The 14,453-nt window shown below is 35.8% G+C and carries 14 protein-coding genes; 6 read left to right on the top strand and 8 right to left on the bottom strand.

Annotation, left to right across the window (positions count from 1 at the left end; all coding sequences use genetic code 11):
- Positions 1–41: 41 nt before the first annotated feature.
- The 4 genes from ACFSRZ_RS09115 to ACFSRZ_RS09100 all read right to left on the bottom strand — a co-directional run bounded on the left by ACFSRZ_RS09115 (position 42) and on the right by ACFSRZ_RS09100 (position 5,030).
- Entirely contained in the window at positions 42–575 is a 534-nt protein-coding gene (locus ACFSRZ_RS09115; RefSeq protein WP_379666241.1) for a nucleotide exchange factor GrpE, read from the bottom strand.
- A gap of 102 nt (positions 576–677) precedes the next feature.
- Positions 678–1,991: a UDP-N-acetylglucosamine 1-carboxyvinyltransferase gene (murA, locus tag ACFSRZ_RS09110; RefSeq protein ID WP_379666240.1), complete on the bottom strand. Its 1,314-nt coding sequence runs from the start codon at positions 1,989–1,991 to the stop codon at positions 678–680.
- Positions 1,992–2,627, bottom strand: coding sequence for a DUF4290 domain-containing protein (locus ACFSRZ_RS09105; protein ID WP_379666239.1), 636 nt, complete (start codon positions 2,625–2,627; stop codon positions 1,992–1,994).
- A 66-nt stretch (positions 2,628–2,693) separates the two neighbouring features.
- Positions 2,694–5,030 carry an ATP-dependent helicase gene (locus tag ACFSRZ_RS09100; protein WP_379666238.1) on the bottom strand — a complete coding sequence of 779 codons (2,337 nt, stop codon included), beginning with the start codon at positions 5,028–5,030 and terminating at the stop codon, positions 2,694–2,696.
- A gap of 283 nt (positions 5,031–5,313) precedes the next feature.
- On the opposite strand from ACFSRZ_RS09100, the gene ACFSRZ_RS09095 reads away from it, so the two are divergent.
- The 3 genes from ACFSRZ_RS09095 (at position 5,314) to ACFSRZ_RS09085 (ending at position 7,639) form a co-directional block, all read left to right on the top strand.
- A complete protein-coding gene (locus ACFSRZ_RS09095; protein ID WP_379666237.1) occupies positions 5,314–5,859 on the top strand; it encodes a hypothetical protein in 546 nt (181 codons plus the stop codon).
- Between the two features lie 337 nt (positions 5,860–6,196).
- Positions 6,197–6,655: a hypothetical protein gene (locus ACFSRZ_RS09090; RefSeq protein ID WP_379666236.1), complete on the top strand. Its 459-nt coding sequence runs from the start codon at positions 6,197–6,199 to the stop codon at positions 6,653–6,655.
- 198 nt (positions 6,656–6,853) lie between these two features.
- Entirely contained in the window at positions 6,854–7,639 is a 786-nt protein-coding gene (locus tag ACFSRZ_RS09085; RefSeq protein ID WP_379666235.1) for a biotin/lipoyl-containing protein, read from the top strand.
- Between the two features lie 2 nt (positions 7,640–7,641).
- Here the strand turns inward: ACFSRZ_RS09085 and ACFSRZ_RS09080 are convergent, their stop codons facing one another.
- Positions 7,642–8,319: a metal-dependent hydrolase gene (locus ACFSRZ_RS09080; protein WP_379666234.1), complete on the bottom strand. Its 678-nt coding sequence runs from the start codon at positions 8,317–8,319 to the stop codon at positions 7,642–7,644.
- Between the two features lie 111 nt (positions 8,320–8,430).
- Between ACFSRZ_RS09080 and ACFSRZ_RS09075 the strand changes: the two genes are divergently transcribed.
- A complete protein-coding gene (locus ACFSRZ_RS09075) occupies positions 8,431–8,841 on the top strand; it encodes a DUF1801 domain-containing protein (protein ID WP_379666233.1) in 411 nt (136 codons plus the stop codon).
- Positions 8,842–8,903: 62 nt separating this feature from the next.
- Positions 8,904–9,644 carry a protein phosphatase 2C domain-containing protein gene (locus ACFSRZ_RS09070; protein ID WP_379666232.1) on the top strand — a complete coding sequence of 247 codons (741 nt, stop codon included), beginning with the start codon at positions 8,904–8,906 and terminating at the stop codon, positions 9,642–9,644.
- 37 nt (positions 9,645–9,681) lie between these two features.
- On the opposite strand, the gene ACFSRZ_RS09065 is transcribed toward ACFSRZ_RS09070, so the two are convergent.
- Both ACFSRZ_RS09065 and ACFSRZ_RS09060 read right to left on the bottom strand, forming a co-directional pair.
- Positions 9,682–10,797, bottom strand: a complete 1,116-nt coding sequence (locus tag ACFSRZ_RS09065; RefSeq protein ID WP_379666231.1) for an ABC transporter permease — start codon at positions 10,795–10,797, stop codon at positions 9,682–9,684.
- 12 nt (positions 10,798–10,809) lie between these two features.
- The gene (locus ACFSRZ_RS09060; protein WP_379666230.1) at positions 10,810–11,730 is read right to left on the bottom strand and encodes an ABC transporter ATP-binding protein; all 921 of its coding nucleotides are present in this window, start codon (positions 11,728–11,730) and stop codon (positions 10,810–10,812) included.
- Positions 11,731–11,874: 144 nt separating this feature from the next.
- Here ACFSRZ_RS09060 and ACFSRZ_RS09055 point away from each other — a divergent pair, with 144 nt between their 5' ends.
- Positions 11,875–12,387: a DUF7935 family protein gene (locus ACFSRZ_RS09055; RefSeq protein WP_379666229.1), complete on the top strand. Its 513-nt coding sequence runs from the start codon at positions 11,875–11,877 to the stop codon at positions 12,385–12,387.
- 98 nt (positions 12,388–12,485) lie between these two features.
- Here ACFSRZ_RS09055 and ACFSRZ_RS09050 read toward each other — a convergent pair whose 3' ends face one another.
- Positions 12,486–14,390, bottom strand: a complete 1,905-nt coding sequence (locus ACFSRZ_RS09050) for a TonB-dependent receptor plug domain-containing protein (protein ID WP_379666228.1) — start codon at positions 14,388–14,390, stop codon at positions 12,486–12,488.
- Between the last annotated feature and the right edge of the window lie 63 nt (positions 14,391–14,453).

The raw sequence follows: 14,453 nt of genomic DNA, 5'->3' as shown, positions 1-14,453 counted from the left end.
ATTATCAATGAAACAATGATAATTGTAAATTGTTAATTGTTTTATTGTCCTACAACCACTTTTGGGTGTCTGATAATTCTATCTCCCAGTTTGTATCCTTTTTCAACTGCATCGATGATCTTTCCTTTCAGCTTTGCATTTGGTGCCGGAATCTGAGTAATTGCATCGTGTACTTCTGCATCAAAATTGTCTCCTTGCTTTACCACGATCTCAGAAAGTCCTTTTTGAGTTAGGGTGCTTTTCAGTTTGTCACTAATCAACTGCATTCCTTTTAACAACTCTTTGTCTTTAGCTTTTTTGATCTCTGCCAAACCTCTGTCAAAGTCATCCATAATTGGCAGCAAAGCTGTCATTAATTCCTGACTTGCCGTTTTAAAAAGTTCAATCCTTTCTCTGGTTGTACGCTTTTTATAGTTTTCAAACTCTGCAAACAAACGCAAATATTTGTCTTTTTCTTGTTGTACTAATTCTTCTGCACTTGGCTCTTCCTTCTCAACCTCTTGATTTTCTTCAACTTGAGCTTCTTGCGCATTATTTTTGATCTCTTCTTCTTGTATCTTTTCTTCTTTACTCATTTTTGGTAATGATTAAAATGTTTACATTTTACTGTCAATAATATTGCCAATAAAAAAATAGTGTCAAAGTGACACTATTTAGTTTTCTATTTTTAAAAGGAATTATCCTTCTATTCTTTCAATCTTAGCTCCTAAAGAACGTAAACGATTCTCGATATCTTCATACCCGCGATCGATCTGCTCAATATTATTTATGATACTGGTTCCTTTTGCTGATAATGCTGCAATTAACAATGATATTCCGGCTCTAATATCCGGCGACGTCATCTTGGTAGCTTTCAGTTGCGATTGTCTGTTGTGACCAATTACAACAGCTCTGTGCGGATCTGATAAAATCACTTTTGCTCCCATGTCTATTAACTTATCTACAAAGAACAAGCGGCTTTCAAACATCTTCTGATGAATTAAAACAGTTCCTTTTGCTTGAGTAGCTACTACTAATACGATACTTAACAGGTCTGGTGTGAATCCAGGCCAAGGTGCATCAGCAACTGTAAGTACAGAACCATCTATATAGGTTTGAATCTCATAAGTGTCTTGTTGAGGAATGTAAATATCATCTCCTCTCTTTTCTAACTGAATTCCCAGTTTTCTAAACACATTAGGGATTTGCCCTAAATCTTTCCAACTTACATCTTTAATGGTTAGTTCTGACTGTGTCATAGCAGCCATTCCTATCCAGCTTCCTATTTCAATCATATCCGGTAATACACGGTGTGTACAACCTCCTAATGATGTTACTCCTTCAATCGTTAATAAGTTAGAGCCTACCCCACTAATTTTAGCTCCCATGCTGTTTAGCATCTTAGACAATTGTTGGATATAAGGTTCGCAAGCTGCGTTGTAGATTGTTGTTGTTCCTTTGGCTAATACAGCAGCCATGATAATATTGGCTGTTCCGGTTACAGAAGCTTCGTCCAGCAACATATCTGTTCCTGTTAATCCGTCTTCTGCTTCTACTCCGTAAAAGTATTCTTCTCTGTTGTATCTGAATTTAGCTCCTAATCGGATAAATCCTTCAAAGTGCGTATCCAAACGACGGCGCCCGATCTTATCTCCTCCCGGTCTCGGAATGTATCCTTTCCCAAAACGAGCTAATAAGGGTCCTACGATCATGATAGATCCTCTTAAAGAACTTCCGTCTCTCTTAAACTCAGCAGATTCTAAGTAGTTAAGATTGATCTCATCTGATTGGAATGTATAACTGTTTGGTGAATGTTTTTCGATCTTTACGCCAAGCTCACCTAAAATAAAAATAAGTTTGTTAACGTCTATGATATCCGGAATGTTATCTATTTTTACTTTTTCCGGAGTTAGCAATACAGCACATAAAATCTGTAATGCTTCATTTTTTGCTCCTTGCGGAGTAATTGAGCCACTTAGTCTGTGACCACCTTCTATCTTAAAAGAAGCCATCTATCTCTTTCTGTTTTTGTTCTTTCCGCCTTTGTTTGTTTGTCCTTTATTTCCTTGACCTTTTCTACTTCTTAGCAGGTCTTTTACTTCAGATAAAGGCTCTTCTGAATTTCTTAAGTCTAGCTTAGTTCCAGATAACTCATACAAATGATCAAATATGATCTCATCATCTACAGTATCTTTATTCCAGCTTAAGAAACATTTCTTCATATGATTTGCAATCGTGTATACCAATGCATCTTTCATTTCACCATCATCCCAAGTTAAAGCTGTATCGATCATGATCTGAATATTGTTTCCGTAGAATCGATATTTAGACGCCGATTTCGGATAATTCAATCGCTCCGGTTTTTCTTGCAACTCTTCTTTTGAAGGTTTTTCATAAGGTGATTCTACATCTAATTTAAAATCAGACATAATGTGCAATTGATCCCAAAGTTTGTGTTTAAAATCAGGAACATCACGTAAATGCGGTTGTAGGTTTCCCATCACATCTACAATGGCTTGCGCCATCTTATTGCGCTCTTCTTTGGATTCTAATTGTACACAGTGATCTACCAGTTTTTGTATATGTCTACCATACTCAGGTATGATCATAGTTGTTCTTTCTGAATTGTATTCTAAATCAAATGTCATGTATCGTTCTGTATGAAGATTAATTGTATTGCAAAATACATATTATTTGGTTCGATCGCATCGATTTTATCCAATAATTTTCAGCTTTGCATATTGTAATAATAGTTTCTTTTTCCCAACAGTTCCAAACTTGATCTCTGCCTTTTTATTGGCTCCGTTTCCTTCTAAGCTCAAGACTTCTCCTTTTCCAAACCTATTATGTTCAACGATGTTTCCTACCGTGATATTGTTATCAAACAAATTACTGTTTCCGGTATTTGTTTGTGAAACTTTTCTCAAGCTTCTTGCCGATTTAAATTCTTCGGTTTTTTTCGGCTGATTTCTTTCCATTCGTTCTTGACGTTGTTTCTGAATGGGCTTTTGAAAACGGATCTTTTTAGGTGCATCGCCAAAAAGGCTCTGGTCTACAAATCTGTTTACTGAAGGTTCCGGTGTTTTTGGTGTCAGATATTCTAAGAAGTGTTCGTCAATTTCTTCTAGAAAACGACTGGGTTCTCCATCTGTTAGTTTCCCCCAACGGTAACGTGTTTGTGCATAGGTTAGATAGGCTTGTTTTTCTGCACGGGTTAAGGCCACATAAAACAAACGTCTTTCTTCTTCCAATTCGGCACGGGTATTCATACTCATTGCAGAAGGGAATAGATTCTCTTCTAGTCCTACGATGTACACATAAGGAAACTCCAATCCTTTTGCCAAGTGAATGGTCATCAAAGAAACTCGTGGTTTATCGTCTTTTTTATCGGAATCAAAGTCTGTTGCCAGTGCTACATCTTCTAAGAAAGCTGTTAAGGATGCATCTTCTCCGGTTTCAATTCTATCGGTAATAAAATCTTTGATACCATTTAGCAATTCTTGTACGTTCTCTACCTTGCTAATAGCTTCGGGTGTTCCGTCTTTTTCCAGGTCTTTGATCAGCTGGGTTTGCTTTACTACCAAGTCTGCAACTTCAAAAGCATTTAACTTTTGTGCATCGATCTGAAACCTCAGAATCATATTCAAGAAGTTCTGAAGCTTGGTCTTGGTTCCTGTATTGATCTTTAAATCGATCTTATCGATATGCTGAATGACCTCAAAAATGGATTTTTTATAGTGATTGGCTGCAATAGTCAACTTATCTATAGTTGTGGCTCCAATTCCTCTTGCAGGGTAATTAATGATACGTTTTAATGCTTCTTCATCTTGTGGGTTGATGAGCATACGTAGGTATGACAAAAGGTCTTTGATCTCTTTACGTTGATAGAAAGAAATTCCTCCGTAGATCTTATAGGGAATATCTTTTTTACGTAAAGCGTCTTCCATAGCTCTAGATTGTGCATTGGTACGGTATAAGATGGCAAACTGATCGTTATGCAATTGATTGTTCATCTTATTCTCAAAGATGGATTGTGCTACATATCGTCCTTCTTCTCCATCGGAAATGGTACGCATTACCTTGATAGGTTCTCCGGCATCATTTTGCGTCCATACTTGCTTGTCTAGTTTGGTTTTGTTCTTTTCTATTACCGAATTGGCTGCATTTACGATGTTTTGTGTAGAACGATAGTTTTGTTCTAGTTTAAAGGTTTTTACATCGGGGTAGTCCTTTTGAAAGTTCAGGATGTTCTGAATATTGGCTCCACGAAATGCATAGATACTTTGCGAGTCGTCTCCTACCACACATATATTCTGAAAGCGATCTGCCAAGGCACGCACGATCAAGTATTGCGAGTGGTTGGTATCTTGGTACTCATCTACCAAAATATAACGGAATCGGTCTTGGTATTTTGCCAATACATCTGGGTGGCGTGCCAACAGTTCGTTAGTACGCAGCAGAAGATCGTCAAAATCCATGGCTCCGGATTTAAAACAACGGTCTACATATTCTTTGTAAATATCTCCTACTTTAGGTCTGCTAGCCATCAAATCTGCTTCTTGCAGGTCTGAATTGTTAAAGTAAGCTCGTACAGTGATCAAACTGTTTTTAAAGGAAGATATGCGGCTAAGAATTTGTTTGGGTTTGTATCGGTCTTTGTCCAAACCCATTTCTTTGATGATACTTGTGATCAATCGAACTGAGTCTTGGGTATCGTAAATGGTAAAATTAGAGGGAAATCCTAGTTTGTCTGCTTCTGATCGTAAAATACGGGCAAATACAGAGTGAAAGGTTCCCATCCATAAATTCTTGGCTTCACTGGCTCCTACTACCGAGGCAATACGCTCTTTCATTTCGCGTGCCGCTTTATTGGTAAAAGTTAATGCCAAAATATTAAAGGCATCTACTCCTCCTTGCATCAAATGCGCGATACGAAATGTTAGTACTCGTGTTTTCCCGGAACCCGCACCGGCTATGATGATCATAGGTCCGTCCTTTTGCAAAACTGCTGCTTTTTGGGCCGGGTTTAAGGTATCTATATAATTTGCCAAGTGATTCGAATTAAAGAGGTAAAAATACCATTCACAATTTGAGTCGACAACAAATTTTATAGAGAGTTTTTAACATATTTATAATGAGGTAAAAGTGTTGAGTTTTGAGGGTTCTTTTGTGTTTATACATTTATAAGTTTATCGAATATAATTACAGGTGTGCTAGCTTGAGAAGCAAGCTTTATCAAAATCACCGTAAAGATTCCCCTTACTCTTTATTTCTCCTTTCTTTCGTAACATTTTGTTTTAAAAACAGTCTTAAGTGGAACACAACTATCTAATCATGAGAAATCTTAGTATTACTTCTCGATACATAGTAACCGCTTTTATTGTTGTTTTAGTCACATGGCTTTTGCACGAGTTTGCACATTGGGCTACCAGCGAATTGTTTGGTTATAGCTCTACAATGTCTTTAAATTCTTCTTCTGCGTTAAATCCAGAGGAAGTTGATAAAACGCATCATATCTATATTTCTGCTGCGGGTCCTTTGATTACTATTTTACAAGGCTTTTTAGCGTATTTTCTTTTGAAACGATTCTGGAGTAAAACTTTGTATTTATTCTTGTTTATCGCTTTTTATATGCGTTTGATGGCGGGATTAATGAATGTAATTACTCCAAATGATGAGGGTAGAATTAGTGAGTTTTTAAGTTTAGGAACTTACACGATTCCTGCATTGGTAAGTGCTCTTTTGTTCTACTGGGTGTATAGAGTTTCTAAGAAACATCGATTGACTAACAGGTTTCATTTGATCACCATTTTTATCGTGATGGTTTTTACTTCTGTCTTGATCTTAACTGATCAGTTTTTTAAAGTGATTTTGTTGTAAAATTTTATGCTTCTTTTTAACTATGGTTAAAGAGTTTTACGGATTTCCGCTTCTTAAAAACTTTTTTATTAAAGAAATTGCTAAAGAGATCAATTCATTAGATATAAAAACAGAATAAGAAGTACAGTGATAAGTTTATTGAAAGCAAAAAAATTGTAGAATACATAATTCTAGTGCCTTTCAGAAATAAATTCTTGTCTTTTATAATATTTATACTCTTAAGTCAAATCTTTTCCTGATTTTTGTAGACAATAATTTTCATGTCGTGAAATAGAAAAGATTAAATAGCATAATAAAAGTGTCCCAAACTAATTAAACCCCTCATTGATCATTGGACATGACTAAAAATTACCCCTCAAAACTTTTAGAGCTTTTACAGTATGGACTTATAGATGAAGCTCAAGAACTCTTATCTCAAGGAACTGACATTAATGCCGGAATACTTGGTTTTCGTCCTATTTATGCAGCCATTCATAGTGATGATCCAAATGTGCTTCAGTTTGTTGTAGACAACGGTGCTGATGTTAATATTGATGAAGGTACTCCGCTTCTGGAAATTTTGGATTACTGCATTGATGGCATGATTCAGGCAGAACGCATTGAACCGTATCCTGAAGCTCTGAGGATGTTACAAATTTTATTAGACAATGGTGCTGATCCTTTTTTAAAGAATGTAGAAGGTCATCGTCCTATTGATGTACTAACCGAATATGCTGCCAGTAAGGAACGTACTTTAAGCAGATTGATCAATTTGTTTGAATCGTATATTCCTAATTTGAGAGATTTATTGAGTTAAAGGAAACTTGTGAAGTTATATACAAATCGAGTTTTTTAATTCTTTTTTGGTTTTGCTATCTTTGGTAGAAATCACATGCTATGATTATTCTTGAATTTCTTGGTAAGATTTTTATAGAATTCCTGTTTGAAACCTTGATCATGGGTCTATTTAAAGGAATAGCTAAGGTATTCATTTTATCAAAAAGAAATTATTACAATGAGCTTTTTAAAATTGCTTCATAAGCTATTTTTTCCACCTAAGACTTCTCCTAAAAAGTTAAGCTATAAAGGTACTTTTCTTCCTGAAGGCAAGCAACAAGAAATTATTTTCCCCAATTTAAATTCTGTTGGTATGGAAAGTACTTTTTCTTCTAAAAACTCCATTGATACAGGAGGCCCCTATCAAATAAAGAAATGGTTTTACAATGTTGGGGATATAATAGAAGAAGGAGATGTATTATGTACTATTGAAACTGAAAAAGTCACTATGGAGTTTGAAGTTGCTATAGGTGGGCAAATTTCCTTTATCAATCAGAAAAAAGGAACTGTTAGTCCCGGAGAAACTTTAGCTACTTTAACTGGAATTCAAACTAAAAGTACACATTTAAAATCTTATGATAATTCCAAACCTTGGGCTATCATGGTCTATCATCAAGGAACACGAATACGTAGCAAGCATGCTGGAGAAATTCGGTTTGGACCAGCATTTCTTCATTTAAAATCGGAACCCATCAATGTATTCGGAAATCAATTTTTTGGAGATTGGTTTTACAAAACCCAACAAGGTATTTATCTACAATTATGGAACTCCAACCCTATCAAAGAGGGAGTGCACACTAAAGCAAACAATGATCTGTTATTCCTAAACACTGAAACAAAGGAATTGACCACGATCAAAAAGGGAATTCCGTCATTCTTCTGGTCTATAGAAGAAAATGAACATGGCAAATTGTTTTTGATCTACAATACTGACAATAGAGAAAAACGAATAGAGATAGCCTAGTTTTATACCTCTAAGCTCCCTCCTATTTCTAATAAGTGTAAGGTTTTTCCTGCTTTTGAAAAGGCTTCTTTGGCTTTAGCGTGATCGATCTTGATATACCCAAAAGTGTCGTAATGATAACCTAAAATAGCATTACATTCTACAAAATCGGCAGCAATTACAGCACTATCAATACCCATAGTAAAGTTATCTCCTATAGGTAATACAGCCATATCTAACTTACATTGCATTGGGATCAACTTCATATCAAAGGTCAAAGCTGTATCTCCTGCGATATATACATTTCCTTCTTCTGATTCGATGATGAATCCACCGGGTTGTCCTCCATAGCTTCCGTCTGGAAAAGAACTGGTATGAATGGCATTTGTGTAGGTAAGTCTTCCAAAATCAAATTGCCAGCTCCCTCCGTGATTCATTGGGTGTCCTTGCAAGTCTTTAGCTCCGTAATGCATCACAATTTCATAGCTAGAAACAATAGTTGCTCCCGTATTCTTTGCAATGGTTTCTACATCCAAAATATGGTCTTGATGTGCATGAGTAACCAAAATATAATCGGCTTTCAAACTATTAACATCAATATGAGAAGCTAATTCGTTTCCGGTAATAAAAGGATCTACAATTATATTCTTTCCTGCTACTTCTATATGCAAACAGGCATGACCTAGATATTGAATTTTCATGATTTTGGAGTTTTAGTGGTTCTTAATTTTGGAGAGCTAAAAATAAAACAAGTTCTCTTGAATCACAATTTTTATTAACTTAGAAGGAGTCATTTTTCTAACACAACCATCATGGCGAAAAAAACTTTAGTTAATTCAGAAACCAACAAAAGTGTAGCTGAGTTTATAGAAGCTATTCCGAATCCTGTACGCAAAGAGGATAGCAAGCTTCTTTTACAGCTTATGCAAGAACTTACAGGCAAAGAGCCTAAGATTTGGGGTAAAAGTATTGTAGGGTTTGGAAAATATAGCTATCAGCGTAAAAACGGAGATGAGTTTGAATGGTTTACAGTAGGCTTCTCTCCTACCAAAGCTCATACTTCTGTATATGTTATGTATGATCTTGAAAAGGAACAAGAACTCTTAGATTATTTAGGACCACATAAACACGGAAGAGGCTGTTTGTATATCAAAAAACTGGAACAAGTGGATTTGGAAGTACTCAAAAAACTGATTCTTAAAAGTAAAGACTGGAGAGTATAACTCTTGTTAAATTTTATCTTATACTTTCAAAGTTGACCAAAGTTCTGTTACTTTGATCTCGCATGAAAATATATACTACGCTCCATATCGGAGATTTTCACACTAATCATTGCGAAGACTTTTTTATCAACGAACCTATAGGCACTCATAAAAAATTGATTGCCGTATTAGATGGTTGTACTATGGGTACAGAATCCGTATTTGCCTCGATTCTATATGGAAAAATCTTACGAAACATAGCAAAAAAGAAGTATTACGCTGAGTTTATCAATAAAAATAACCCAAATCTAAAAACCGAACTCAAAGAGGTTGTAAGACAATTGATCTATGAAATTCGGATTATAAAAAACCATTTAGGATTAGAGGTTAACGAACTCTTATCCACTTTAATTATTGGGATAATTGACATTACAAGTACCAGTGCAGAGATTCTAGCTATTGGAGATGGATTAATTAGTATTGATGGTAAATTGACCGAATATGAACAGGACGATAAACCTGATTATCTAGGTTATCATCTTTCTGAAGATTTTAATACTTGGTATGACGCTCAGAAACAAACAATTTCTGTTTCATCTTTTCAAGATCTTTCTGTTTGTACAGACGGTATTTTTACTTTTCGGAATTTGGAAGACTCCTCAAAACAAAAAGAAGAAACGGAGATTATTGATTTTCTTCTGAATGATGCTCAAGGTTCTGAGTTTGATAATTTTCTAGATAGAAAGATCAAAATACTTAAGGATAAGTGGCGACATGTGGTGACAGATGATTTGGCTATCATCAGAATTAAAAAAGAAGCATAAAAAAGCCCGAACTCTCGTCCGGGCACTTGGTTTTATTCTACTCTAATTTTAGAATATTTCGTTTGAATAATTGTGTTGAGATCAAGGTCATAAATACGCCAATTCCCAGTAATACTCCCATTTTTGGTAAGATTTCTATTAAAGATAATTGCCTCCAGAAGATATCAAACATTCCTTGTATTCCCCAGTAGTTTACGCTTACCACAGCGATCTTTTGCAAAAAGGCAGGCATCATAGAAATTGGAATCATACTTCCTCCGATGGCCGACATCAAAATAATAATGATGGTACTCATACCTTGCAATTGTTGGCGAGTTCTTACTGTTGATACCAACAGGACTCCGAATCCTGATACTGCAAAGGAGATTGTTAAGATGAGTAAGATTAAAGAAACAGTATCCATAAAGATGGGTAGTCCAAAGGCTAGCCAAGCAAATACAAACATTGCAACCAATTGCAATACAGATAAGATCATAGCAGCTCCCATTTTTCCTAACAAGATATCCATAGGTTTAATAGGTGAGCTTAACAAGCGTTTGAGCGTTCCTGCTTCTTTTTCTTCTAGTAATCCTCCACCAATGGCTGCAATGGTAAATAGTAGCATCATAATTGCAGTTCCGGCTACCGCCTGAACCAATCCCGGATTGGGCTTATTACTACTTTCCTGAATTACAGAGGTCATTTGAATATTCACATAGTTTCGCATTTCTGCTTTCCCAAAGCTACGTGCCAAGCCTCCTCTTACTACCGCTAAGATCATTCCTGTTTGTACTTGACGTGCTGCGTCATATTGAAATTCTACAGGTAGTTTTTGTTCTGCTTTTGCTGCTGCTTCAAATCCTTCTCCTAAGATCAATACCGAGGAGTTCTTCCCTTTTTTTACACGGTCTATTCCTTCCTCTTCAGTAATGGCTTGAGTTTTTAGTGTTGGTAAGCTATTTAAAGAAGCTACAAAATCCATCGATGTCTTTGTACTGTCTTTATCTACCACAAGCAGTGTTGTTGGTCTTGGTGCACTTTTCTTTCTTCCTACGCCTCCAAACGAGAAGGCAAACAGCGAAATAAGAATAACCGGTAATAAGAAGGTTAACAACACTCCTCTTTTATCTGAGAAATAGATCTTTAAGTCTTTTTTTAATATCGTTAGTATCATGGTTGGTTGGTTTTAATCGCGTAGTTGTTTTCCTGTAAGGCTTAAGAAGATGGTTTCTAGATTGATCTTTTGCAATTGAATGTCTTTGATCGCTAAATTCAATTCGTTACAAGCTATAATGATCTGTGATAGTTCTTTTACTGAGCTTTCTATAGTTAATGTATTTTCTCTTTGAATCATTCTAAGGTTTAGTTTTTCTCCTAATTGAGTTACTTGATTCTCAGAAAGCAGCGCAAATTCTAATTGAATGCTTTCTTGTGTAGGTACAAGCTGTTTTAGCTCTTCTTGAGTTCCTTGTGCAATGATCTTTCCTGAATCTATAATGGCAATACGGTTACACAAGCGTTCTACTTCTTCCATATAATGCGTTGTGTAAATAATAGTCAGTCCTTGCTTGTTCAATGCCTCGATCACTTCAAAAATGTGATTTCTACTTTGCGGATCAATTCCAACTGTGGGTTCATCCATCAACAATACTTTTGGGTTGTGTAGTAAGGCAGCTGCTATATTGATACGGCGCTTCATCCCTCCTGAATAGGTTTTTACCAGGTCTTTCTTTCGATCTAGTAAACCGATCATTTCTAAAATCGTGTGAATTCTCTCTTTTAGCTCTTTGGAAGGGATTCCATAGAGATTACCCCAAAACACTAAATTGTCATAGGCAGAAAGTTCTTCATACAAAGAGATCTCTTGAGGTACTACTCCGATCAATTGCTTAAATTTTTTAGCATTACCATTTAATTGTAGGTCATCTACTTTTATGATTCCTTCATCAGTAGGCAAAACAGTACTCATCATATTCAAGATGGTTGATTTTCCTGCACCGTTAGGTCCTAATAATCCGAAGATCTCGCCTTTGGCAATCTCAAAGCTTACATTGTTTACTGCTTTGACTCCTGAGTATGATTTGGAAAGGTTGGTTACGTGTATCATTTGTTTTTGAATTACAGTTCAAATCTCAAAAAACAAGAGGTTCTAAGAAAAAGCAAGTCACCGAAATGTAATTTTTTAAGGATGAACTGTAGGCTTTTCTTTTTTTCTGTTTGACAGAATCATTTAAAAAGATATTTTTGGGATATGGAAGACAAAATTATCGAAGGTTTAGCCTATGCCCTCCCCGCTTTGGTCACCGGTGGTGTTGCTTATTTTATTTTTAGCGGATTTTTAAAACAAGAAAACAGCGAAAAGAAATTAGAGCTTTTGGCTGAAAAGAAAAAAGAATCCTTGCCTGTTAAATTGCAAGCATACGAGCGTATGTTGCTGTTCTGCGAACGCATCAACCCAGTAAAGCTACTGTTACGTGTAAAGCCTATTGGAGACAATACAGATGCTTATCTACAATTGCTTTTAGCTAACATCGATCAGGAGTTTGATCATAATTTGGTGCAACAACTCTATATTGGTGATGAATGTTGGAATGTGATCATTGCATCAAAATCGGCAGTAATTAATACGTTAAAGCAAATTGCGAATACTTCTGAATCTGCCAGCGACTTTAGAGAGAATGTTCTGTTGGAATATTCAAAAAAAGTACCGCAAACAGATACTGCTATTGCGTTTTTAAAGAACGACGTAAGAAAACTGTTATAAGTTTAAACATATAAAAAGAAAAAGCGCCGATAATTATCGGCGCTTTTCTTTGCTACAATGAAAGCAAAGATTGGGGAATTTTACCTAAGCAAAAAATCTTAGAACTGGAATCTAAATCCTAGTTTGTAGTTTCTTCCTCTTGTTGAGAATCCAAAGATCTCTTGGTAGTCTTCGTTCAAAATATTTGTTACATTTCCAAAAAGTGTTACACCTTTCATCAACTCATGTGTTGCACTAAAATCTAATAACGAATAAGCATCCAACGTTACATTCTGTACATTTAAGAAATTTCTAAAGTCAGAATCGTCACGATCACTCACGTACTGGTAATCTAAAGCAAAGTTTGTTTTTTCTGACAATCCATAGCTTACTCCTGCATTGAACTTGTTCTTTGGAATACGAATCGCAGCGTCGTCATTCTTTGTGTAAGTATAATTAGCGTTTACTGCTAAGTTCTCTAAAATGTCATACGAAGAGTTTACTTCGATACCGTTAATCTTAGTATCTCCTCCATTAACCAATTTACCTAAAGTACTATTGAAAATGATGATATTTTCTACATCTCTACTAAAGAATACAGCATTCAATGTAAATGAATTTCGCTTGTACTCCGCTCCAAATTCAATAGTAGAACTTTCTTGCGGTAATAATTCCGGGTTTCCGAAAGACGAGAATAGATCTTGGATAGACGGCGCAATAAAGGCTGTGCTATATGACCCGAAAACACGAGTATATCCGTTATCGTTTGTAAATCTGTATGATGGATTAAAGTTATATACAACGTGATTTCCGTAAATATTATGGTTGTTCATACGAACACCAGCGTTTACATTAAATCCGTTTTCTGAGATATAAACGATGTTTGCATAAGGGTCTGTAATTGTAGTTTTTGGGTCTTGTGCAAATTGCGTTTCTGTTAATTCAGTTGCTCCAAATGGAATAGAGAATGTTTGAATCTCATTGTTTTGGAAGTTGATCCCTGCAATCAATTTAATCTTTCCAAAGTTGTGCTTTACAAAAGCATCGATCATATAGTTATTTCCATTACTCGTTGCCGGGAAAGAAGTGTTTACACGGTCTACATCAAACTTACTATGTGCAAAGTTTACATTTACAGTTCCTTTTTCGTAACGGTATTCTGGCATTAAGCTAAAACGATAGTTTGTTTCTCTAGAACGGTTGTTTCCATCAGTAAATGAATCTGAATCAAAGCTATTGTTGAAGTTATTGATCGTATAGGTAGCTTTTACATTGAACTTATCTGAGAATTTGTATCCTAAACGAATGTCAAAGTTGTTTCTTCTAAACGGATCGTCGTTAAATGTTTGATTGATGGTTTCGTCTCTTGCTGCCGACATTCCGTCTGCTTCAATAGATGAAAAAGTAACCAAGTAGTTAAAGTCTCCTGAAGTTCCGTTAATTCCAAAGTTTGTTTGAATTAAACTACCAATCTCGTCTGAATCTTGTGTTTGATTGGTTCCTAAGAATGCTCCAACAGAAGCATTGAAAGTTCCTTCCTTTGCTTTTTTCATACGAATATCGATCACTGCAGTAGCAGCTCCTGATCCGTATAATGTACTGGAAGCTCCTTTACTGATCTCGATAGATTCAACTTGCTCTAAGTCGATAAAACGCAAATCGAAGTTGTTTTGTAGTGGGTTTACCACTTGCAATCCGTCAATTAAAATTACAACTTCGTTAGAACGTCCTCCTCTAACGAAATATCCGAAGTTTTGTCCGAAAACACTAGTGTTACCATTGATCTCGATTCCTGCTACACGGTTGATCAAGTCAACTACAGTTTTCCCTTTGTTTTGCTCGATAACTGCCGGCGTGATCTTGTGAACGATTTTTCCTGAGTTCTCTTTTTTGATCTTGAAACGAGAATCAATTACGATCTCGTCTAACTCTTCACGTTTTTCTTGTTCTTTTTTCTCTTGCGCATATGCAGAGCCTAATAAACCTAAGGCACATACTCCCGCAAGCATCCATTGTTTGTTCATTTTGAATGATTTAATTTTTACAAATAAATCAGGTAAAATTGTGGTACAACATGTTTAGTATAG

Origin of the sequence: Pseudotenacibaculum haliotis, assembly GCF_042684245.1 — a bacterium.
In the GTDB taxonomy this organism is placed as follows: domain Bacteria; phylum Bacteroidota; class Bacteroidia; order Flavobacteriales; family Flavobacteriaceae; genus Polaribacter; species Polaribacter haliotis_A.
This window is presented reverse-complemented; position numbering and strand designations above follow the sequence as displayed.